The sequence below is a fragment of the Streptomyces sp. NPDC003247 genome, assembly GCF_042888135.1.
GTDB lineage: Bacteria > Actinomycetota > Actinomycetes > Streptomycetales > Streptomycetaceae > Streptomyces.
In genome coordinates, this window is record NZ_JBIAPF010000008.1 from 177,103 (window position 1) to 197,822 (window position 20,720).

The 20,720-nt window shown below is 74.0% G+C and carries 17 protein-coding genes, 5 tRNA genes and 1 pseudogene; 8 read left to right on the plus strand and 15 right to left on the minus strand.

The features are described from left to right. The first annotated feature begins 176 nt into the window (after positions 1–176). The 5 genes from ACFYWQ_RS27020 to ACFYWQ_RS27040 all read left to right on the plus strand — a co-directional run bounded on the left by ACFYWQ_RS27020 (position 177) and on the right by ACFYWQ_RS27040 (position 631). Positions 177–249 (plus strand) — tRNA-Gly (locus ACFYWQ_RS27020). A gap of 39 nt (positions 250–288) precedes the next feature. After that, positions 289–362, plus strand: a tRNA-Cys gene (locus ACFYWQ_RS27025). Position 363: 1 nt separating this feature from the next. After that, a tRNA-Val gene (locus ACFYWQ_RS27030) sits at positions 364–435 on the plus strand. A gap of 18 nt (positions 436–453) precedes the next feature. After that, a tRNA-Val gene (locus ACFYWQ_RS27035) sits at positions 454–525 on the plus strand. Positions 526–559: 34 nt separating this feature from the next. Then, positions 560–631: transfer RNA gene (locus ACFYWQ_RS27040), tRNA-Val, on the plus strand. Between the two features lie 106 nt (positions 632–737). On the opposite strand, the gene ACFYWQ_RS27045 is transcribed toward ACFYWQ_RS27040, so the two are convergent. From ACFYWQ_RS27045 to ACFYWQ_RS27060, 4 genes and pseudogenes are all read right to left on the minus strand, one after another. Beyond that, positions 738–1,037 carry a zf-TFIIB domain-containing protein gene (locus tag ACFYWQ_RS27045; protein ID WP_389519697.1) on the minus strand — a complete coding sequence of 100 codons (300 nt, stop codon included), beginning with the start codon at positions 1,035–1,037 and terminating at the stop codon, positions 738–740. An 81-nt stretch (positions 1,038–1,118) separates the two neighbouring features. Beyond that, positions 1,119–2,057, minus strand: a complete 939-nt coding sequence (locus ACFYWQ_RS27050) for a phosphotransferase enzyme family protein (protein WP_389519699.1) — start codon at positions 2,055–2,057, stop codon at positions 1,119–1,121. A 378-nt stretch (positions 2,058–2,435) separates the two neighbouring features. After that, positions 2,436–2,633 (minus strand): hypothetical protein, encoded by a 198-nt coding sequence (locus ACFYWQ_RS27055; protein ID WP_389519701.1) that lies wholly within the window; start codon positions 2,631–2,633, stop codon positions 2,436–2,438. Between the two features lie 116 nt (positions 2,634–2,749). Then, positions 2,750–3,029: pseudogene (locus ACFYWQ_RS27060) on the minus strand (hypothetical protein). A 211-nt stretch (positions 3,030–3,240) separates the two neighbouring features. On the opposite strand from ACFYWQ_RS27060, the gene ACFYWQ_RS27065 reads away from it, so the two are divergent. Next, the gene (locus ACFYWQ_RS27065) at positions 3,241–4,689 is read left to right on the plus strand and encodes a serine/threonine-protein kinase (RefSeq protein WP_389520071.1); all 1,449 of its coding nucleotides are present in this window, start codon (positions 3,241–3,243) and stop codon (positions 4,687–4,689) included. A gap of 84 nt (positions 4,690–4,773) precedes the next feature. On the opposite strand, the gene ACFYWQ_RS27070 is transcribed toward ACFYWQ_RS27065, so the two are convergent. The 8 genes from ACFYWQ_RS27070 to ACFYWQ_RS27105 all read right to left on the minus strand — a co-directional run bounded on the left by ACFYWQ_RS27070 (position 4,774) and on the right by ACFYWQ_RS27105 (position 16,818). Next, positions 4,774–5,592: a TrmH family RNA methyltransferase gene (locus ACFYWQ_RS27070; protein WP_389519703.1), complete on the minus strand. Its 819-nt coding sequence runs from the start codon at positions 5,590–5,592 to the stop codon at positions 4,774–4,776. 65 nt (positions 5,593–5,657) lie between these two features. Next, positions 5,658–6,908, minus strand: coding sequence for a uroporphyrinogen-III C-methyltransferase (cobA, locus tag ACFYWQ_RS27075; RefSeq protein WP_389519705.1), 1,251 nt, complete (start codon positions 6,906–6,908; stop codon positions 5,658–5,660). A gap of 287 nt (positions 6,909–7,195) precedes the next feature. Then, complete coding sequence (cobT, locus tag ACFYWQ_RS27080; protein ID WP_389519707.1) at positions 7,196–11,593, minus strand: nicotinate-nucleotide--dimethylbenzimidazole phosphoribosyltransferase; 4,398 nt, start codon at positions 11,591–11,593, stop codon at positions 7,196–7,198. Between the two features lie 367 nt (positions 11,594–11,960). Beyond that, positions 11,961–13,178, minus strand: a complete 1,218-nt coding sequence (cbiE, locus tag ACFYWQ_RS27085) for a precorrin-6y C5,15-methyltransferase (decarboxylating) subunit CbiE (RefSeq protein ID WP_389519709.1) — start codon at positions 13,176–13,178, stop codon at positions 11,961–11,963. 94 nt (positions 13,179–13,272) lie between these two features. Beyond that, positions 13,273–13,911 (minus strand): GNAT family N-acetyltransferase, encoded by a 639-nt coding sequence (locus ACFYWQ_RS27090; RefSeq protein ID WP_389519711.1) that lies wholly within the window; start codon positions 13,909–13,911, stop codon positions 13,273–13,275. 226 nt (positions 13,912–14,137) lie between these two features. Next, the gene (locus tag ACFYWQ_RS27095; protein ID WP_389519713.1) at positions 14,138–14,965 is read right to left on the minus strand and encodes a MetQ/NlpA family ABC transporter substrate-binding protein; all 828 of its coding nucleotides are present in this window, start codon (positions 14,963–14,965) and stop codon (positions 14,138–14,140) included. A gap of 66 nt (positions 14,966–15,031) precedes the next feature. Further along, positions 15,032–15,769, minus strand: a complete 738-nt coding sequence (locus tag ACFYWQ_RS27100; protein WP_389519715.1) for a methionine ABC transporter permease — start codon at positions 15,767–15,769, stop codon at positions 15,032–15,034. Then, positions 15,766–16,818 carry a methionine ABC transporter ATP-binding protein gene (locus ACFYWQ_RS27105; protein ID WP_389519717.1) on the minus strand — a complete coding sequence of 351 codons (1,053 nt, stop codon included), beginning with the start codon at positions 16,816–16,818 and terminating at the stop codon, positions 15,766–15,768. Before ACFYWQ_RS27105 ends, ACFYWQ_RS27100 begins: the two co-directional genes overlap by 4 nt. A gap of 574 nt (positions 16,819–17,392) precedes the next feature. Between ACFYWQ_RS27105 and ACFYWQ_RS27110 the strand changes: the two genes are divergently transcribed. Beyond that, entirely contained in the window at positions 17,393–17,752 is a 360-nt protein-coding gene (locus ACFYWQ_RS27110) for a hypothetical protein (RefSeq protein WP_389519719.1), read from the plus strand. A gap of 1 nt (position 17,753) precedes the next feature. Then, a complete protein-coding gene (locus tag ACFYWQ_RS27115) occupies positions 17,754–18,170 on the plus strand; it encodes a hypothetical protein (protein ID WP_385072831.1) in 417 nt (138 codons plus the stop codon). Here ACFYWQ_RS27115 and ACFYWQ_RS27120 read toward each other — a convergent pair. The 3 genes from ACFYWQ_RS27120 to ACFYWQ_RS27130 all read right to left on the minus strand — a co-directional run bounded on the left by ACFYWQ_RS27120 (position 18,160) and on the right by ACFYWQ_RS27130 (position 20,498). Beyond that, entirely contained in the window at positions 18,160–18,657 is a 498-nt protein-coding gene (locus tag ACFYWQ_RS27120; protein ID WP_389520072.1) for a GNAT family N-acetyltransferase, read from the minus strand. The two genes, ACFYWQ_RS27115 and ACFYWQ_RS27120, sit on opposite strands and share 11 nt — an antisense overlap. Positions 18,658–18,702: 45 nt before the next feature. Beyond that, positions 18,703–19,212, minus strand: coding sequence for a sigma-70 family RNA polymerase sigma factor (locus ACFYWQ_RS27125; RefSeq protein WP_389519721.1), 510 nt, complete (start codon positions 19,210–19,212; stop codon positions 18,703–18,705). A gap of 68 nt (positions 19,213–19,280) precedes the next feature. After that, positions 19,281–20,498 carry a glycerophosphodiester phosphodiesterase gene (locus tag ACFYWQ_RS27130; RefSeq protein WP_389519723.1) on the minus strand — a complete coding sequence of 406 codons (1,218 nt, stop codon included), beginning with the start codon at positions 20,496–20,498 and terminating at the stop codon, positions 19,281–19,283. Between the last annotated feature and the right edge of the window lie 222 nt (positions 20,499–20,720).

Below are 20,720 nucleotides of genomic sequence, written 5' to 3' on the forward strand. Positions count from 1 at the left end.
GGACGGGCGTCCCGGCGACGGCCCGGGCACGTCCCGAGGGGGGCCTGAGCAGGCGCTGCGGCCGGTACCTGCGGAGACGCAGCGCAGCACGCTGCACAAACGCGTTTTTGTACTGGCCGAGGAATCCGCTAGAGTTCAACACGTCGCCGGGACGCGGAAGCGGACCGAAACGACAGGCGGACGTAGCTCAGTTGGTAGAGCGCAACCTTGCCAAGGTTGAGGTCGCGAGTTCGAGCCTCGTCGTCCGCTCGAAGGAACAAGGGGATCTTCCCGAACCCCTGCACTCCTGGTGGAGTGGCCGAGAGGCGAGGCAACGGCCTGCAAAGCCGTCTACACGGGTTCAAATCCCGTCTCCACCTCCAAGGACGATTAGCTCAGCGGGAGAGCGCTTCCCTGACACGGAAGAGGTCACTGGTTCAATCCCAGTATCGTCCACTGGATCTTCGGATCCCCGCGCGATTAGCTCAGCGGGAGAGCGCTTCCCTGACACGGAAGAGGTCACTGGTTCAATCCCAGTATCGCGCACGCAGTACCCACGACCCGCGGGTCGTGGCCCCGAGGACGATTAGCTCAGCGGGAGAGCGCTTCCCTGACACGGAAGAGGTCACTGGTTCAATCCCAGTATCGTCCACACACCGGAGCCCCCGGCCGTTCCCACGGCCGGGGGCTTCTCCGTATGCGAGCGCTGCAAGTGCTGCAAGGGCTGCGGAGGGGGCGGGCCGGGTGGCCCGCCGGGCTCAGCTGGAGAAGAGCATGTGGCCGAAGCTCTTGTTGCGGTGGTGACCGTAGTGCCCACCATGACCGCCGTGGCCGCCGTGCGGCGCGCCCCAGGCCGGGGCGGGCGGGGCGGCCGGCGGGTAGGCCTGCGGGGCGGCCGGGGGCGGCGGGGCCGGCTGCGACCACTGGGACTCCAGACGGGTCAGCGCCTCCAGTTCGCCGTAGTCCAGGAAGATCCCGCGGCAGTTGCTGCACTGCTCGATCTGGACGCCGTTGCGGTTGTAGGTGTGCATCGGAGCGTGACACTTCGGACACTGCATGGTTCGGCTCAACTCCTCGCCGGTCGGTCCTGCTTCGCCTCTCGCCGGGACAGACTCTGCCCGGCTGCGGTCGGTTGCACCCTACGTGGCGGAGTTCGGCGCCAACTGCGGAGGGAGGGACCCCATTCGGGCACAGGCGTCGACGAGACTCCGCTCGACCTCGTCCAACGGCCGTCCGCCCCCCGCGAGCACCTTGGTGAGGGCACGGGCCGCGCTCTGCACGGTGAGGGCGCGGGCCGGGACGTCGAGGTCGGGCCAGGGGTCGCCGTCGGCGGGGACGGCGGGGCCGTGCGCCTGCCGGTAGGCGGTCAGGAAGCGGGTCCACTCCTCGGGCGGCAGCAGACCGCAGGCGTACCAGGCGGCGGGACGGGCGAGGTCCCAGGCCGGGACGCCTACGCCGAGATCGTCGACGTCGATGAGGCGCCAGGGGCCGTCGGGGGCCGGGTGACGGACGAGCTGGCCGAGGTGGAGGTCGCCGTGGCAGACGGTGGTGCCGTCCGGCATGGGCGCCTCGGCGCGGGCCCAGGCGGGCAGGGTGTCCCAGGCGCGCAGGACGTCGGCCACGGCCGGGTGGGGGCCGGCGGCACGCAGGCGGGCCACGGCGCGGGCGGCCTTGGCGGGACCCCGCATCGGCGGCAGCGGGGTGGGCGCGGCGGCGCGGTGCAGACGGGCGAGGAGGGTCCCCGCGGCCTCCCAGGGGGCGGCGTCCGGGTCGTCCGCGTCCACCGGGGTGCCGTACGGCCAGAAGGTGACCAGGCGGCCGTGGAGGGAAGCGGGCGTCGGGGTGAGCGGCGGGAGGAGGACGTCGGGCAGGTGCGCGGCGGTGACGAGGCGGGGGGCGAGTGCGCCGGCGTCCGTGTCCGGGGCGTGGGCCTTGGCGACGGTGCCGGCGTGGCGGACGACGGTGGCGTCGGCGCGGTCGGCGAGCGTGGCGGTGCCGCAGACGCAGTCGTCGACGGACGCGTGGGCGGAGCTGCGCGCGCGGGCGGCGAGCGCCGGGAGCAGGGGGACGGCTGGCATGGGACTCCCTCGGCGGCGCCTGACGTCGGTTCGTTGGCGAGGGTACGTGGCCGGAGGAGAGAGTCCGCCGAGGGGCGGGGGCAGAGACGACGGTCCGCCGGGACGAAGGGCGAGGGGTGAGGGCCGCCGGGAGGAGGAACTGGGAGGAGGGGCCGGGAACGGTCAGGTTCCGGGAACGCCACGCGAGGTCAGTGGCACAGGCACCGCGCGGGCACCGCATGGCCGCCGCACGGGCGGCAACCGTGCCGGAAAAGGGCAATGCCGGCGCAGCTCCCCAGCTGCGCCGGCATTTGTGCCGTCCGCCGCACCCCCGTCCCCACGGGGTTTCATGGGTGGATGTCCCCGCCCGGACCGCTCTTCCGGGCCTGGGGTCGCCGCTCAGCGCCCCAGCATCACGCCCACGGACGACGCCTGTGTGGTCACTGTCTCCCAGCCGTCGAAGACGACGAGGAGCAGGACCGCCAGAGGAAGGGCCATCAGCGTCGCCACCAGGGGGTGGCGGCGGCCCTGGCGGCGGGCGCGGAGCGCGGTGCGCTCCTGGCTGCGGACGAGCGTCCGCGGTGCCGTGTGGGCCATGGTCCCTCTCCTGACCGTGTCGGTTGTCCTTGGCAGCGGCGGGTGTCTGACCTCGGGGGACGAGTGCTGCACCCGCCGCTTGACCTCCAATCTAGGCGCGTGGCGGAGGGCGGGCGTCATGCCCTCGTACCGATTGGCGGGCCTCCCGGAGGATGAGCCGTGACCTGGGGCGTACTCCCCTGGGTGGAGACGGTGGCCCAGGTCTCGGGGTCTTCCCGGAGGGGCCGTCCGGTACCGGGCTGCTTTCCCGAGTTGTCCTCGCGGAGGACCCCCCAGGGTGACTTCACTCACTTCCGCCACCCCTCGGCGTACCGCGGTCTCCGCCCGGCGGCCCGCCCTGCTCGCCGCCACCTCGTGCGTCCGTGTCGTGCCGCCGGCGTCGACGACGCTCTCCACCCGGTCACCCCTCGTGGGTTCAACCCCCTTTCCGTGCGGCACCGTTGAGGCGCCGGAGGCAGCAAGGCGCCTGCGGGCGCGAGCCCCCTGACAGCTCTTCAAGTGGCCCGCCGGGCACTGACAATCCGCCGGGCCGAGAGGGCGCGGCCTCTGCGCGCGGACGGCTGTGGAAACGTAAGCTGTGCCACGTCACACGGACCGGGCAGCGGGGATGAACATGGCGATGATGCGCCTGAGGCGCGAGGACCCGCGCGTCGTCGGCTCGTTCAAGCTTCACCGACGGCTCGGCGCGGGCGGGATGGGCGTCGTCTATCTGGGTTCCGACAAGAAGGGGCAGCGGGTCGCGCTGAAGGTGATCCGGCCCGATCTGGCGGAGGACCAGGAGTTCCGGTCGCGGTTCGCGCGGGAGGTCTCGGCGGCGCGGCGGATCAGGGGCGGGTGCACCGCACGGCTGGTCGCGGCGGACCTGGACGCCGACCGCCCGTGGTTCGCCACACAGTACGTGCCCGGCCCCTCCCTCCACGACAAGGTCAACGACGACGGCCCCCTGGGGGCCGCCGAGCTCGCGGCGATCGGGGCCGCGCTGTCCGAGGGGCTCGTCGCCGTCCACGAGGCCGGGGTCGTGCACCGGGACCTGAAGCCGTCGAACATCCTGCTCTCCCCCAAGGGACCGCGGATCATCGACTTCGGCATCGCGTGGGCGACGGGGGCCTCGACGCTGACCCACGTCGGTACGGCGGTCGGCTCGCCCGGCTTCCTGGCGCCCGAGCAGGTGCGCGGCGCGGCGGTCACCCCGGCGACCGACGTCTTCTCGCTCGGTGCCACGCTCGCGTACGCCTCGATGGCCGACTCCCCCTTCGGGCAGGGCAGTTCCGAGGTCATGCTGTACCGGGTGGTGCACGAGGAGCCCCAGCTGCACGGCGTACCGGATGCCCTGGCCCCGCTGATCCGGGCCTGTCTGGCGAAGGACCCCGAGGAGCGGCCCAGCACCCTGGACCTGTCGCTCAGGCTGAAGGAGATCGCGGCCCGCGAGGCCCACGGGATGACCGAGGTCAGGCCGCCCGTGCCGCGGGCCAGTGAGGCGGACCGGCCGACCGGGCGGCTGACCGATCCCGGTTTTCCGCAGCCCACGCTGCGCCGGCCCGGCACTCCGGTGCCGCGGGGCGGGGTTCCGTCCTCGCGCGGGACGGTGCCGCCTCGGGGAGGCGCGCCCTCGCGGGGCGGTGGCGCCGCGCCGGGCGGGAGCGCCTCCCGGGGCGGAAGTGGCGCGCGGGGCGGCGGTGTGCCGTCGTCGTCGCGGTCCGGGGCCCGCCCCACTCCGACCGGCCGCACCGCGCGCGCCGCCCGCGGCACCCGGTCCGGCAGCGGCAGCCGGCCGGCGCCCCGCGGCGCCTCGGGCCGTACGGCGCCGCGATCCACGGGGACCGGGCTGCGGCCGGCCAATCCGCGGCTGCTGCGGCAGCGGTTGTTCGTCTTCGTCGTCGTGACGCTGCTCGTCGCGCTCGGCATCGCCGTCGTCCAGGGGTGCCAGGGTCCCGCCCGGGGACTCGGGGGCGGCGACGGCGTCGTGAAGGATCAGCGGCAGGGGCAGGGAGTGGATCAGGGGCAGGGGCAGGGAGAGTCCCGGCCGGGGGTCGGTGGCGGGTCGGCGGCCGGGTAGGTCCCGGGCCGGGGACGAGGGGCCGGCCTGTGGTCCGTGGTCCCTGTTCCTCGTCTCCCGGGCGCGGTGCCTCGCCGGACGCGTCTATGCCCGCGGGCGGCCGGTCGCCACCGCGTAGAAGGCGACCGCCGCGGCCGCGCCCACGTTGAGCGAGTCGACGCCGTGGGACATGGGGATGCGGACCCATTCGTCGGCGGCGACCAGGGCCTGGGTGGACAGGCCGTCGCCCTCCGCGCCCAGCATGAGGGCGACCCGGTCCATGGTGTGCGGGGCGGCCTCGTCCAGGCTGCGGGCCTTCTCGTCCGGGGTGAGGGCGAGGAGCGTGAACCCGGCCTCGCGGACCGAGTCCAGGTCCTTGGGCCAGCTGTCCAGGCGGGCGTACGGCACGGAGAAGACCGCGCCCATGGAGACCTTCACACTGCGCCGGTAGAGGGGGTCGGCGCAGTCCGGTGAGAGCAGGACGGCGTCCATGCCGAGGGCGGCGGCCGAGCGGAAGATGGCGCCGATGTTGGTGTGGTCGTTGACCGATTCCATGATCACCACACGGCGGGCGGTGCGCAGGAGGCCGGCGGCCGTCGGGAGCGGCTTGCGCTGCATGGAGGCGAGGGCGCCGCGGTGGACGTGGTAGCCGGTGACCCGTTCGGCGAGCTCCGGGCTGACGGCGTACACCGGGGCCGGGAGCTCGTCGATGACGTCCCGCATGACGTCGACCCACTTCGCGGAGAGCAGCATCGAGCGCATCTCGTAGCCGGCCTCCTTGGCGCGCCTGATGACCTTCTCGCCCTCGGCGATGAACAGGCCCTCGGCGGGCTCGCGCCGGCGGCGCAGCTCGACGTCGGTCAGGCCGGTGTAGTCGCGCAGACGCGGGTCGCCGGGGTCGTCGATGGTGATGAGATCGGCCACGGTGGGTGTTACCGCCTTGTCCTGGGTGCGGTGCGAACGGCTCGGAACGGGGCTGTCGCCCGCGGTCAGGCCGGCGTGTGCGGCGGTGCCGGGGTACGCGGGCCGACGGTGACGACCTCGCCGACGACGATGACCGCCGGGGGTTTGACCTCCTGCGTACGGACCGTCTCGGCGACCGTCGCCAGGGTGGCGTCGACGCGGCGCTGGGCGGACGTCGTGCCCTCCTGGACGAGCGCCACGGGGGTGTCGGCGGGCTTGCCGTGCGCCACCAGCGTCTCGGCGATCCGGCCGATCTTGTCGACGCCCATGAGGATCACGAGGGTGCCGGTGAGCTTCGCCAGCGACGCCCAGTCGACCAGGGAGCGCTCGTCGTCGGGGGCGACGTGGCCGCTGACCACGGTGAACTCATGGGCGACGCCACGGTGGGTGACCGGGATGCCGGCCGCGCCCGGCACCGAGATCGAACTGGAGATGCCGGGGACGACGGTGCAGGCGATGCCCGCGTCGGCGAGGGCCTGGAGTTCCTCCATGCCGCGGCCGAAGACGTACGGGTCGCCGCCCTTGAGCCGGACGACGGACTTGCCCTGCTTGGCGTGCTCGATCAGCGCGTTGTTGATCGCCTCCTGGGCCATGTAGCGCCCGTAGGGGATCTTCGCCGCGTCGATGACCTCGACGTGCGGCGGGAGTTCGGCGAGGAGGTCGCGGGGGCCGAGGCGGTCGGCGATGACGACGTCGGCCTCGGCGAGGAGCCGGCGGCCACGGACCGTGATCAGGTCCGGGTCGCCGGGGCCGCCGCCGACCAGGGCCACGCCGGGGGTGCGGGTGCGGTGGTGCGGTGCCACCAGGGTGCCGTCGCGCAGGCCCTCGACCACCGCGTCGCGGATGGCGGCGGTGTGGCGGGGGTCGCGGCCGCGGGCGTTCGTGGTGAGGACGGCGACCGTGACGCCCTCGCTGGTGCCGGTGGCCGGGGTCCAGGCGGTCGCCGCGTCGGCGTCGTCGGAACGGACACACCAGACGCGGTGCGCCTCCGCCTCGGCCGAGGCACGGGCGTTCGCCTCCGGGTCGCTGGTGGCGATCAGGGCGTACCAGGCGTCCGCGAGGTCGCCCTCGGCGTAGGAGCGCCGCGTCCACGCGATCTCGCCCGCGTCCGCCATGGCCTCGACGGACGGGGTGGCCGTCGGGGACACGAGGACGATGTCCGCGCCCGCCGCGATCAGTGCCGGGAGGCGGCGCTGGGCGACCTGGCCGCCGCCGAGGACGACGACCCGGCGGCCGGTGAGGCGGAGGCCTACGGGGTAGGCGGGGTGTTCGGCCATGAGGTGCGGCTCCTCCTGCGGCGGTGCGATAGCCCTGACGTGCGGATTTTAAGCTGCGAGGGATTCTGGCGGATCGGGTGTCCGGTGGCTGGGCACGGTTGGCCGGGCCGGGCGCACCGGTTGGACGGGCGCCCAGCCGGTGGCCCGGCCCGGGCGCCGAGCCGGTACGCCCGGGACCCGCCCGGGGTGAGGGCGGGCCCTGACGGGCCCGGAGCGGGGACGACGCCGGGCGCGACGCCCGCCGTCCCCAGTCACCTACTGCTCGGTCACCTGCTGCTCCACCCTCGCTACTTCTCGGTCACCCCGGCCGAGTCGAACGTCGCCACCTCGTGCATCGCCCGGGCCGTGCTCTGGACCATGGGGAGGGCCAGGAGGGCGCCGGTGCCCTCGCCGAGACGGAGGTCGAGGTCGACCAGGGGGCGCAGGCCCAGCTTGTTCAGCGCGGCCACGTGACCCGGCTCCGCGCTGCGGTGGCCCGCGATGCAGGCCGCGAGGACCTCGGGAGCGATGGCACGGGCGACCAGGGCGGCGGCGCCGGCGCTGACGCCGTCCAGGATCACGGGCGTACGGAGGGAGGCGCCGCCCAGGAGGAGGCCCACCATCGCTGCGTGCTCGAAGCCGCCGATCGCGGCCAGGACGCCGATGGGGTCGGCGGGGTCCGGCTGGTGGAGTTCGAGGGCGCGGCGGACGACCTCGGTCTTGCGGGCGAGGGTCTCGTCGTTGATGCCGGTGCCTCGGCCGGTGACCTCGGCTGGGTCAGCGCCCGTGAAGACGGAGATGAGGGCGGCGGACGCCGTGGTGTTCGCGATGCCCATCTCACCGGTGAGCAGCGCCTTGTTGCCGGCCGCGACCAGGTCGCGAGCCGTCTCGATGCCCACCTCGATGGCCTGTTTGGCCTCCTCGCGGGTCATGGCGGGACCGGTGGTCATGTCGGACGTGCCCGCGCGGACCTTGCGGGGCAGCAGGCCGGGGGTGGCGGGGAGGTCGGCCGCCACGCCGACGTCCACCACGCAGACCTCGGCGCCCACCTGGGTCGCGAAGGCGTTGCAGACCGCTCCGCCGCCCAGGAAGTTGGCGACCATCTGGGCCGTGACCTCCTGCGGCCAGGGGGTGACGCCCTGGGCGTGCACCCCGTGGTCGCCGGCGAAGACCGCCACGGCCGCGGGCTCCGGGATCGGCGGCGGGCACTGGCGCGACAGACCGGACAGCTGGGCGGAGATGATCTCCAGCATCCCGAGCGCCCCGGCCGGCTTGGTCATGCGCTTCTGCCGTTCCCAGGCCTCGCCGAGCGCCTTGGCGTCGAGCGGGCGGATGCCGGCGACGGTCTCGGCGAGCAGGTCGTGCGGGTCCTCGCCGGGCAGCGCGCGGCGGCCGTACGTCTCCTCGTGGACGACCCACGACAGGGGGCGGCGCTTGGCCCAGCCGGCCTGCATCAGCTCGGGCTCGTCCGGGAACTCGTCGACGTAGCCGACGCAGAGGTAGGCGACCACTTCGAGGTGGTCGGGCAGGCCCAGCGCGCGGACCATCTCGCGCTCGTCGAAGAAGCTGACCCAGCCGACGCCGAGGCCCTCGGCGCGGGCGGCGAGCCAGAGGTTCTCGACCGCGAGCGCGGAGGAGTACGGGGCCATCTGCGGCTGGGTGTGGCGGCCCAGGGTGTGGCGGCCGCCGCGGGTGGGGTCGGCGGTGACGACGATGTTCACCGGGGTGTCGAGGATGGCCTCGATCTTCAGTTCCTTGAACTGCTTCGCCCGGCCCTTGGGCAGCGACTTCGCGTAGGCGTCGCGCTGCCGCATCGCCAGTTCGTGCATCGCGCGCCGGGTGTCGGCGGAGCGGATGACGACGAAGTCCCAGGGCTGCGAGTGCCCGACGGAGGGCGCGGTGTGGGCGGCCTCCAGGACGCGCAGCAGCACCTCGTGCGGGATGGGGTCGCTGCGGAAGCCGTTGCGGATGTCACGGCGTTCCCGCATGACCTTCAGGACGGCCTCGCGCTCGGCGTCGTCGTACGCGGGCGCGGCGGGGCCGGTGGGCTGCGGTGCTTCTTCCACCGGGGCCGTGCTCTCCTCCTGGTCGGCGGCCCTGGTGTCCAGGTCCTCCGGGTTCTGCGCGACGTCCGGGTCGGGCTCGGGCCCCGGCTCGGCGCCCGGCTCCGTGCCGGGGGCGACGGCCGCCGTGATCGGGGCGTCGGCTCCGCGGGGGGCGGGGACCGTGGCGACGGGGGTGCCGGCCGCCGGGGCGGCAGCGGCCCCGGGCGCCGGGGCGACGAGCGTCTCCGCGCCCGGCTCGGCCGCCTGCGGGCCGTCCGGCAGCATGATGACGTGCGGCGCGGCCGGGGCGAGGTCCGCAGCGGACACCGTGCCGTCCACCGGGACGAACTCACCTGCGGGCGCCTCCGCCCCGGACTGCGCGGCGGGCTGCGCGGCGACGGCAGCGGCAGCGGGGTCGGCCTCGGCCGTCACCGGGGCGGCGACGGTGTCCGGGGCCTGGGACGCCGGGTCCGCTCCGTGGTCGGGCGCCGGGGTCCCGGGCACGGTCGGCTCCGCCTGCGGGGCGGCCTGCTGCTCCGTCGGCTGTTCGGGCTGCTGCTCCGCTTGCGGCTCGGGCTGCTGCTGCTCCGGCTCCTGTTCCGCCTGCGGTCCGGGCTGCGGTGCGGGCTGCTGCGGTGCGGACCCGTGCTCCGGCTGCGGTTCCGGGGCGTGGTGGTGCTCGGGTGCGGGCTCCACGAGGGCTTCGGCCACGGGCTCCTGCTGGGGGGCCTGCCCGGCCTCGGCGGGCTGCTGCTGGGGCGCCGGGTCGGCGGAAGCGCCCTCGGCGGGGACCGCGGAGGCGTCCGCGAGGTGGGCGTCGGGCGTCGCGGCTACGGCGACGGGTTCGGCCGGCGCCTCGACGGCGGGCTCGGCGACGGCGGGCTCGGCGGCTACGGGCTCGGCGGCTGCGGGAGCGGGCGCCTCGGGGGCGGGGGCGGCCGGGGCGTCCGGCTGCTCGGCCGCAACGGCCTGCTCAGCGGGAGCGGCCTGCTCTACGGGAGCGGCCTGCTCTGCGGCAGGGGCGACCGGTTCCGGGACCTGCGGGGTCGCCGGTGCCGCCGTCTCGGGCGTTCCGGTGGCCTCCTGGACCGGGGCCGCGGCATCGGTGGCGGGAGCTTCGGCGGCCGCGCCGGGGGTGGCCGGGACGTCGGAAGCGACGGCCTCGGGGGCCGGTCCGGGTACGGGCACCTCGACGGCGTCGGCCTGCGCGTCGGCCGGGGCCTCCGCGTCCGCGTGGGGCGCCTCGGCGGGGGCCGGGGCGGCCGCGTCGGCCGCGGGCACCGGGGTCTCGGCGGCCGGCGCCGGCACGGCGGCGGGCGCCTCCGCGACCGGGGCGGCAGGGGCGGGCGGGGACACCGCCGGACCCTCGGCAGCCTGGACAGCGGGGGCCGCGTCAGCGGGTGTCTCGGCGGCGGCCGCCTGAGGACCGTCCACCGTACCGGCGGACAGACCCGCGCCCTGATCGGCGGGCAGACCCGCGCCCGGAGTCTCCGCCCCGGGAACCAGGACGGGCCCGGACGGGTCTGGCCCCGGCTCCACCGGCGCGGCCTCCGCCGTCACGGACTCCACCGGCGCGGCCTCCGCCACCACGGCCTCGGACGGCACAGGTCCGGACGGCACGCTCCCGGACGGCACGGACTCGGACGGCACGGACTCGGCGCCGGTCTGCTCCGCCGCCTGCACGCCCCCAGGGGCACCGGCGGCGGACTCCTGCGCATGCCCGCCCTGCTGGACCTGCTCGGCCTGCGGCGCCTGCGGCCCGTCCACGGGCCCTCCCGCGGCCGGCGCCGGGGCACCGGCGGCGGCCTCGGGCACCTGTCCGGTCCCCGGCACCGGGGCGGGCACGGGCTCCGCCCCCGGCGTGTGCGGCGCGGCCTCGGCGGACACCGCGCCGCCGGTCACGGGCTGCGCGCCGGCGACGGCACCGGGGTGAACGGCCTCCACGGGCTGCGGCGTCGCGGCGGCGTGCCCGTGCTCGTGCTCGTGCTCCTGCTGCGGAACACCGGTGGCCGCGACGGCCTGCGTGGCCACGCGGGCCACGACCGCCTCGGCCGCGCCCACCGGCTCGGGCTGCTGCGGGGCCGCCGGGACAACCGTTTCGGCGGGGGCCGCCCCCGGGACGACCGGCGCCTGGGGCGCGGCCTGGGCACCCCAGGGAACGGCGCCCTGCGGGGCCGTCTCGCGCAGCGGCTGGGCGTCGAGGTACTCGGGGCCGGAGACGGGCGGGCCCGGATGGCGTACCGGCGCTCCGGCGGGGCCGCGGTCGGCGAGGGAGCGAACCGGGCTGGCGGAGGTGTCGGGGAGGGGCGGGCCCAGGTGCAGCGGGCGGCGGGGGGTGATCGGCGGGATCGGCGTGGTGGGGGCCGTGGGCACCGTGGGGCCGGGCAGGCGGACGGCGCTGAGGTCGACCGATCCGCTGTCGCGGCCGGCCGTCTCGTGCGGGCCCGGTTCGTGCAGGGCCTCGACCACCGGCTCCGGTGCCGGCGGCGCCACCTCGTTGCCCCAGGCGCTCTGGGCGCCCGGCAGCAGCAACAGGTCCTCGTCCTCGGCTGTGGTCTCGGAGAGGTAGGTGTACGCGCCGGGTGCGGAGGCGCCCGGCTGATCCACCATGCCTGCGTTCTCCGGCAGTCCCTCGCCCGGAACCTGGCCGGTGTCGGTCATGCGTACCCCTCGCCCATCGGTTAGTGCTCCTACGACCAGCTCACCCGGAACGGCGCACCGACCGCCCCGTAGTGAAGAACGAGCGTCCGCGCCCAGCGGCACGAACGACCCGCCCGCAAAAGGCGACAAAGCCATTCAGTGGCATTGTCCCGGCCCTCGTCGCGCCACGACAGGTTGATCCGCGACGCTCCCTTGTGGACTGCGCCACGTTGCGCACCCTCCGGTTTCGCCCTACCACACGCATCCCAAAACGGATGCGTTTTCCGGACATTGACCGACGAAGCGCCGGGCGAACGGATGCGGTACGACGATCGGCCAGCCTACCGCGCGCGGTACGACAACAGGATCACGGGGAGGGTGGACCGGGTCAGGCGGAACGGTCGGGGAGCACCCCGCTGAGCAGGAACGCGACGCTCCGCTCCGTCTCCGTCCAGTCCCGCGTGTCGAGTTCGACGGACTGGAGGAGGGCGCACTCGACGCGGTAGCCGTGTTGGGTCAGCTCGCGGCCGACGAGTTCGGCGGCGTCCCGGGTGAGGGCGTGGGTGACGATGCGCTGCGGACGGCGGTCGGCGACCGCGGAGACCACCGCCGCTCCCCCGCCGCCGACGCGGACGACGTCCGGTTCGGGCAGGTTCTCCAGGACGTGCGGGGCGGTGCCGCGGACGATCTGGAGGTGGACGCCGTGGCGGCGCCCGGAGGCGTCGGTGCGGGCGCAGGCCTCCAGTTCGCGGTCGACGGCGATGACGGCCGCGCCCGCCCGTGCGGCGTCGGTCGCGAAGGCGCCGCTGCCGCAGCCGATGTCCCAGACGAGGTCGCCCACACGCGGGCCGAGACGGGCGAGTTGCGCCGCGCGGAGCAGTTCCGACTCGCCCTCGCCGAGGTCGCCGCCGTGGGCTTCGGCGGGCAGGGCCCAGCCGCGCGGGCCGGCGCCCGGGTCGCGGCCGGCGATCCAGCCGCCCTCGGCGCCCGCCACCGGGGCGGTGGGCCCTCCGATGACGATGACGACGTTGGGGTCGCGCCAGGTGTGGTCGGCGGCCTTGTCGGAGGTGACGACGGCGACCCGTTCGCGGTCGGTGCCGAGTTCCTCGCAGACGACGAAGGTGCGGTGGACGCCCTCCAGGAGCAGGCCCAGTTCGGCGGGGCCGGCGCCGGGTGAGGTGAGGACGGCGACCTTGGGGTGGGCGCGGCACACGTTCACCGCGCGGCGCAGGGTGCGCCGGTGGGCGACGACCACCTGGGCGTCGTCCCAGGGCATGCCGGCGCGGGCGAAGGCGGCGGCGACGGAGGAGACGGCCGGGACGACCTCGACCTCCAGGCCGAACTCGGGGGCGCGCAGGGTGCGGACGACGCCGAAGAAGCCGGGGTCGCCGTCGGCGAGGACGACCGCGGTGCCGCGGTGGGGGGCGATGCGGCGGGCGGCGAGGGCGACGCTGCCGAGGCGGATGCGTTCGGCGGCGGGCGGCACTTCGGGCAGCGCCAGGTGGTGGGCGGCGCCGGCCACGAGCGTGGCGGCACCCAGCGCGGAGCGGGCCGCGGCGGTCAGGGGCGAGCCGTCCCAGCCGATCACCGTGACGCGGTCGGCCATCGTCGTCAGTCTCCCGGGAATCTACGCAGGCGGCGGGCTCCGTGAGAGTACCTGGTCGGGTGGGCCCGGGCGGCGGCGGTGGGGTGGCCGGAGGTCAGTTCCAGTCGGCGTAGGACGTGAAGCCGCCGTCGTCCGAGAGCTGCTCCCCGGCGCCGTCCAGGTCCTCGGGGAGCAGGCTCCAGACGATGAAGTCGGTGCGCACCTCGTTCCAGGTGCCGTCCTCGGCGCGGGCGCGCGCTATGCAGGCGTTGCGCAGGACGCCCTCGCTGATGCAGCCGATCTTCTGCGCGACCTGCTGGGAGGCGGTGTTGTCGGCGGCCGTGCGCACCTCGATGCGCTCGAACTTCTGGTCGGTGAACAGCCATTGCGCGGTGGCGAGCGCCGCCTCGGAGGCGTAGCCCTCGCCGCGCGCCCAGGGGGCGATGATGTACGACAGCTCGGTGGAGCGGACGTGCCAGTTCGTCTTTCCGAGCTGGATGACGCCGACGAGCCGCTGGGTGAGGAACTCGGTGACGGCGAGGTCGAGGCCACGGCCGGCGGTGCGTTCGGCGGGGGCGTACTCGGTGATCCAGGTGCGGGCTCCGGCCTCGGAGAAGGGCTGGGGAACCGCCGTCCAGGCCGTGACCTGTTCGTCGTTCATCATCTCGGCCAGGGCGGGCACGTCGTCCTCGTCGAGGGGACGCAGCACCAACCGCTCCGTGCTGATGGAGATGGTGGGGAAGGTGCTCGTCATGCGCCGCTCCGTAACCTTCGAAACCGTCGGGGCCCGGCCTGTTCGACCGTCAGGCCTGCTGAACTGCCCAGCATGCAGCATGAAAGCACCGCGACGCACCACGGGGTCCACTCCCTGTGAAGGAGCGGACCCTGTGGGTGTGCGCGGATGCCGTGGGTGCGCGGGGGGAGCCGGCCCGAAGCGGCCGGGATCGCCTCGCGACGGTGCCGGTGCCGGTGCCGGTGCCTCAGAAGGAGGCGATGACCGAGCCGGCGTACTTGTCCTCGATGAACTTCTTGACCTCGTCGGAGGTCAGCAGCTTGGCGAGCTTCTTGACGCGCGGGTCGTCCTCGTTGCCCTCCTTGACGGCGAGGAAGTTGCCGTAGGGGTTGTCCTTGGCGGACTCCAGGACGAGGGCGTCCTCGGCGGGCTTGAGGTCGGCCTCGATGGCGTAGTTGCCGTTGATGACGGCGGCGTCCACGTCGTCCAGGGAGCGCGGGGTCTGGGCCGCCTCCAGCTCCTTGAACTTCAGGCCCTTGGGGTTCTTGGTGATGTCGGCGGGGGTGGCCGAGGTGCCCGCGCCGTCCTTGAGGGTGATGATCCCGTTCGCGGCGAGCAGCTTCAGCGCGCGTGCCTCGTTGACGGTGTCGTTCGGGACGGCGACGGTCGCACCGCTCTTCAGGTCGTCGACGCTCTTGACCGTGCTGGAGTAGAGGCCGAGCGGCTCCAGATGGACCGTGACGACGGGCACGATGTGGGTGCCGTTCTTCTTGTTGAAGTCGTCGAGGTACGGCTGGTTCTGGAAGTAGTTCGCGCCCACGGAGCCGTCCTCGGTCGCCGTGTTCGGCGTGACGTAGTCGGTGAACTCCTTCACCTCCAGGTCGAGGCCGGCCTTCTCGGCCAGGTTCTCCTTGACGTAGTCGAGGATCTCGGCGTGCGGGACCGGGCTCGCGGCGACGATCAGCGGGCCGCTGGTGTCGGAGGCGGAGTCCTTGTCCGAACCGCAGGCGGTGAGTCCGAGGGTGAGGGCTCCGGCGGCGAGGACGGCGGTCGTGATCTTGGCGGTGTTACGCACGAAAAGTGCCTTTCCTGAGGGTGATGCGACCCCGCTGCGGGTGTGCGGGGAATCCGGGCGGACGGGTCAGGCGACGTTGCCGATGTCGGCGGCCGCGGGCTCCTTGACCTTGAGGAGCCGCAGCTTGGGGGCGGGGCCCGAGCGGCCGCCGCGGCGGTGCAGGGAGCGGGCCGCGTAGTCGCCGGCGAACTGGATGAGCGAGATGACGACGGCGAGGATCGCGACGGTGATCCACATCAGTTCGGTCTCGAAGCGCTGGTAGCCGTAGCGGATGGCGATGTCGCCGAGGCCGCCGGCGCCGACCGTGCCGGCCATCGCGGAGTAGCCGATGAGGGCGACGATCGTGGTGGTGGTGCTGGCGATCAGCGAGGGCAGGGCCTCCGGTACGAGGACCTTGCGCACGATCGTCCAGGTGTTGCCGCCCATCGACTGCACGGCTTCCACGAGACCGCCGTCCACCTCGCGCACGGCCGTCTCGACCAGGCGGGCGAAGAACGGGATGGCGCCGATGGCGAGCGGCACGATGGCGGCCTCGCGGCCGATGGTGGTGCCGGTGATCGAGCGGGTGAAGCCCATCAGGGCGACCATGAGGATGATGAACGGCATGGAGCGGGCGATGTTCACGACCTGCCCGATCACCTTGTTGGCGACGACGTTCTGCAACAGGCCGCCGCGGTCGGTGAGGACGAGCAGGACGCCGAGCGGGAGGCCGCCGACGACGGCGATGAGGGTGGACCAGCCCACCATGTAGAGGGTGTCCCAACACGCCTGCGCGAGCAGGGGCTGCATCTCGGACCAGGTCACTTGGCACCGTCCTTCACCAGCGGGGACTCCTCGTGCGAAGCGCCCAGTACGTCGATCTGGAGTCCCTGTTCGCGCAGGAAGCCGACCGGTACGACGTTGTCCTCGTAGCGGCCCGGCAGTTCGATGCGCATCCGGCCGACCTGGAGGCCGCCGACGGTGTCGATGGCGGCGCCCAGGATCGAGATGTCGATGTTGTAGGTGCGCGCGAGCTGGGAGATGACCGGCTGGGTCGCGGACTCTCCGTGGAAGGTGACGTCGATGACGGTGCGGCCCTCGCCGGCGGCCTCGCCGCTCACCGGGAAGAGCGCGGCGGCGAGCTCCGAGCCGGGCGTCGCGAGCAGCTCGCTGACCGTGCCGGACTCCACGACGCGGCCCTGCTCCATGAGCGCGGCCGAGTCGCAGATGCTCTTGACCACGTCCATCTCGTGCGTGATGAGCAGGACGGTCAGGCCCAGCTGCCGGTTCAGGTCGCGCAGCAGCGTCAGGATCGAGCGGGTGGTCTCCGGGTCGAGGGCGCTGGTGGCCTCGTCGGAGAGCAGGACCTTGGGGTCGCCGGCCAGGGCGCGGGCGATGCCGACGCGCTGCTTCTGGCCGCCGGAGAGCTGGGCGGGGTAGGCCTTGGCCTTGTCGGCGAGGCCGACCAGGTCGAGCAGTTCGAGGGCCTTGCGGGAGCGCTCCCGGCCCGACCTGCCGAGGATCTCCAGCGGCAGCTCGACGTTGTCCTGCACGGTCCGCGTGGACAGCAGGTTGAAGTGCTGGAAGACCATGCCGATGCGGCTGCGCGCCTGGCGGAGCTCACGGCCGGCGCGCGGTCCGCGGCCCGCGAGGGCGGTGAGGTCCTGTCCGTCGACGGTGACCGTCCCGGCGGTGGGGCGCTCGAGCAGGTTGATGCAGCGGATGAGCGAGGACTTGCCGGCGCCGGACTGGCCGATGACGCCGTAGACCTCGCCTTCGCGGACGTGCAGGTCGACGCCGTCGAGGGCGGTGACCTCACGGCTGCGGGAGCGGTCAGCCCGATAAATCTTCGTCAGGCCCGATGTGGTGATCACTGGTTTTCCGTCACTGTCGAGTGCGCGGGCGTGGGTGTGCCCGGGCACGGAGGAGATTCGGTCAGGGACGCGGCACGGTCCTCGCGGTGGCGATCGAACCGGGGGGAGAACTGGTGCGCGGGGCGCGGCTCGGGACGCGTACGGCTCACGGCGTACCGATGTGCCACGGCGGCTCGCTTCGGGGCGCGAACCCGGGGTGGTGCAGGGGCCCTCTAAAAGGCGCACATTCGACCCGTACAACGAGCACCGGGCGTCGGGGTCGCCTCGGTCGCAAGGGTGCGGCTGCTCGTGGTGGTCATGCGATCAGTAAACCAGACGTACGGTCCTGACAGGGCCTGATCGTCCGCATCACGGACGGCCACGGACGTGCCCCGGACGCCCTCGGAGATCTCCCCTCCCGTCGTTGACCAGGAAGGACGGGGCTGACAGCTCTTTCACAGCGGGGCGGCGCCGGACCGCCGGGCCGGTGGGCTGTGGCCAACGCCACGGTCCTCGCGCCGAGGGCGCGGGCGGCGCGGCGGCGGGGCCCGGGGCCGACCACGGGGCGCCGGTCACGCCGTAATAAAGTCGCTGCATGCTTGATGTCCTGACGCTGGTGACCGGTGTCGCCGCGCTGCTGCTGGCCGCCTGGTGCGGCTGGGCGGCCTACCGTGATCAGCCCACGAAGGACTGGCACTTCATCGGGATGGCCGTGGTCTCGGTCCTGGCGCTGGCGCAGCTGGTGATCGGGATCGTGCAGCTGGCGCGGGGCGAGGACCCGGCGCAGGGCACGACGATCTTCGTGGCCTATCTGCTGGGGGCGTTCGCGTGCGTGCCGGCGGCGGGGTTCATGTCGCTGGCCGAGCGGACGCGCTGGGGTTCGGTGACGGTCGCGGCCGGCGGCGTGGTGCTCGCCGTGCTGGAGGTGCGGCTCTATGACATCTGGGGAGGCTGAGATGGCGGCCGTGGAGGAGAAGCCGGCGCGGCTCATCGGAGGGCCGGGGCTGGTGCTGGTGTGGTTCTACGGCGTGATGGTGGTCGGGGCCGTGTCGCGGTCGGCGTACCAGATCGCCACGGAGTTCGACCGGGCGCCGCTGGCGTACTCGCTGTCCGCGCTGGCCGGGATCGTGTACGGCTTCATCACGTACTCGCTGGTGCGGGGCGGGGAGACGGCGCGGAGGGCGGCGCAGGTGTGCTGCGCCGCCGAACTCGCGGGGGTGCTGGTGGTCGGGACGTGGACGCTGGTGGAGCCGTCGGCCTTCCCCGACTCGACCGTGTGGTCGGACTACGGGATGGGGTACGTGTTCATCCCGGTGCTGCTGCCGTTGACGGCGCTGTACTGGCTGCGCAGGTCGCGCACGGTCACGCCGTAGCCACGTACGTCCCGGCCGCCTTCTCCAGGACGATCATCGGTACGCCGTCGGTGCCCTGGGAGGTGCCGACCGTCTCGTAGCCGACGCGGCGGTAGAGGCGGAGGTTGCCCTCGCTGCGGTGGCCGGTGAAGAGGCGGAACCGCGTGGCGCCGCGTTCCTCGGCGAGGGCGGACTCGGCGGCGCGCAGCAGCCGGGCGCCGATGCCGTGCCCCTGGAGGCGGGGGTGGACGCAGAGCTTGCCGATGGCGGCGGCGCCGTCCTCGGTGAGGGAGCCGCGGACCGAGCCGACGACCTCGTCGCCCAGCCGCGCCACGAACACGCAGTCGGAGGCGAGCTCCTGGCGGACCGAGTCGAGGGTCTGGACGAGGGGGGCGATGCGGTAGTTGCCGTAGAGGGCCGCCTCGCTCTGGAAACACAGGTACTGCAACCTGAAGATCTGCTCGGCATCCTGCTCGGTCGCCACCGAGATGGTCACGCTCATGCCCATGTGCGCACGCCTCCCGCTCACCTGATCGCTCGTGGTCCTTCACTCCTATCCCCGCACTTCGCGGGGCGCAACCTCCGGTGCGAGCAGACGCCGCAGACATCCCAGACATCTGGAACGTTCCGGTCCGAGGCTGCCCTGTGAGATACCCAACTCCCCCGCGATCTCCCGGTACGTGAGGTCCCGCGGCGACAGCAGCGCCTGGAGGAGCCGGGGGCAGCGGCCGGGGAGCCGGCGCACGGCGTCGCGCAGGGCGCGGTGGCGGGCGGCGGTGAGGGCGAGGTGCTCGGGTCCGTGGTCGCCGTCGTCGGCGGGATCGGTCGCGTAGGGCCGTTCCCGGCGGGTGGTGCGGCGGGCGCGGCGGGACTCGGCGCGGACGGCGCCGCGCAGCCAGCGGTGCGGGTCGAGGGGCGGCCGGCCGTCGGTGGCGAGGTGTTCCAGCAGGCGCAGCCAGACGGCCTGTTCGAGGTCGGCGGGCTCGGTTCCGGTGGCGTGCGCCTCGGCGGAGGCCTCCGCGGTGAGCAGCGGGCGCAGGGCGGCGAGCAGGTCGTGCGTCATGTGCGGCACGACGCGGCCGCCCGGGCCGGGGTTGCCCGGGCGGCCGGTTCGTCACCCCAACGGGTCGGTCAGCCGTTGACGTGGTCCTCGCGGGCCAGCAGGCCGGTGTCGGGCTGGTCGGTGAAGACGCCGTCGATGCCGGTGGCGAAGTACGCCCGGTAGGCGCCGAAGACGTCGCCGTAGGCGTCCGCGTCGGTGCCCTTGCGGAACTCCGCGGGCAGGAAGGGGTTCTCGTTGCGCAGGGTGTAGGGGTGCAGGATCAGGCCGGCCGCGTGGGCGTCCTTCACCAGGGTGGTCGGGGTGGTGAGGCGGCCGTTCGCGTCCTTCGGGATCACCAGGTCGAGGGTGGGGCCGATGCCCTGGGCGTACCCGGCGATCTCGCGCAGGCCCTTGCGGGTGACGAGGTCGGCGACGGTGCGCGGGTCGCCGGTCTCGACGAAGTCCCAGGGGCGGGTGGCGGCGGTGGAGAGGAGGACGACGAGGGGGTTGTCGACCAGCTTGTTCAGGCGCTGGATGCTGGTCGGTTCGAAGGACTGGAGGACGACGGGCGCGTTCCTGTCGTCCTTGCCCTCCCGGCGCAGCAGCTTGGCGACCCGCTCCTCCAGGCCCAGGCCCAGCTTGCGGAAGTAGGTGGGGTGCTTGAGCTCGGGGTAGATCCAGACCTGCCGGCCGCGCTCCCGGGTCTGCTCGTCCTGCCAGGCGAGGACCTCCTCGAAGGTGGGGATCTCCCAGCGGCCGTCGTAGAGGGTGTTGTGCGGGCGGTTGGCCGGGATGCGTTCGGTCGCGCGCAGGGTCTTCAGCTCGGCGAGCGTGAAGTCCTCGGTGAACCAGCCGGTGGTGGAGACGCCGTCGAGGACCTTGGTGGTCTTCCGGTCGGCGAACTCGGGGTGGTCGGCGACGTCCGTGGTGCCGCCGATCTCGGGCTCGTGGCGGCAGACGAGGTGGCCGTCCTTGGTGGGCACGAGGTCGCCGGCCTCGACGATGTCGGCGCCGAGGTCGAGGGCGAGCTGGTAGGAGCCGAGGGTGTGCTCGGGCCGGTAGCCGCTGGCCCCCCGGTGCCCGATGATCGTCGGCACGGGCAGGCTCTTCAGGCCCTTGCCGCCGCCGGCGGCGGCGGTCCGGGTCCCGGCGGCCCGGGCGGTGCCGGTCAGGCCGAGCGCCGTGCCGCCGGCCCCGAGGACGGCGGCCGCTCCGAGGAACGCCCGCCGTCCGGTTCCGCTCGCCCGGTCGTTCGACTCCGGAGCGTGCTGCGACTTCCGCGACTCCTGCGACTCGCGCGTTCCCATGGGGCCTCCCTGCCGTCGGCTCGTGTCGTGCGCGCAGATCGTAGGGGCCTCCACATGACCGAAGGGAGGCTCCGGCCCGAACGGGCGAGTGACGGGAGATGGCCGGTTCCCGACGCTGTCGTGACGGTCCGTCGGATTCGGTGGGGCGGGGCGGGGTAGCCGCTCGGTGTCGGCCGGAGCGGGCCGGGACCGGCCGGCCCGGGCCGCGGTGGCGCTCGCCGT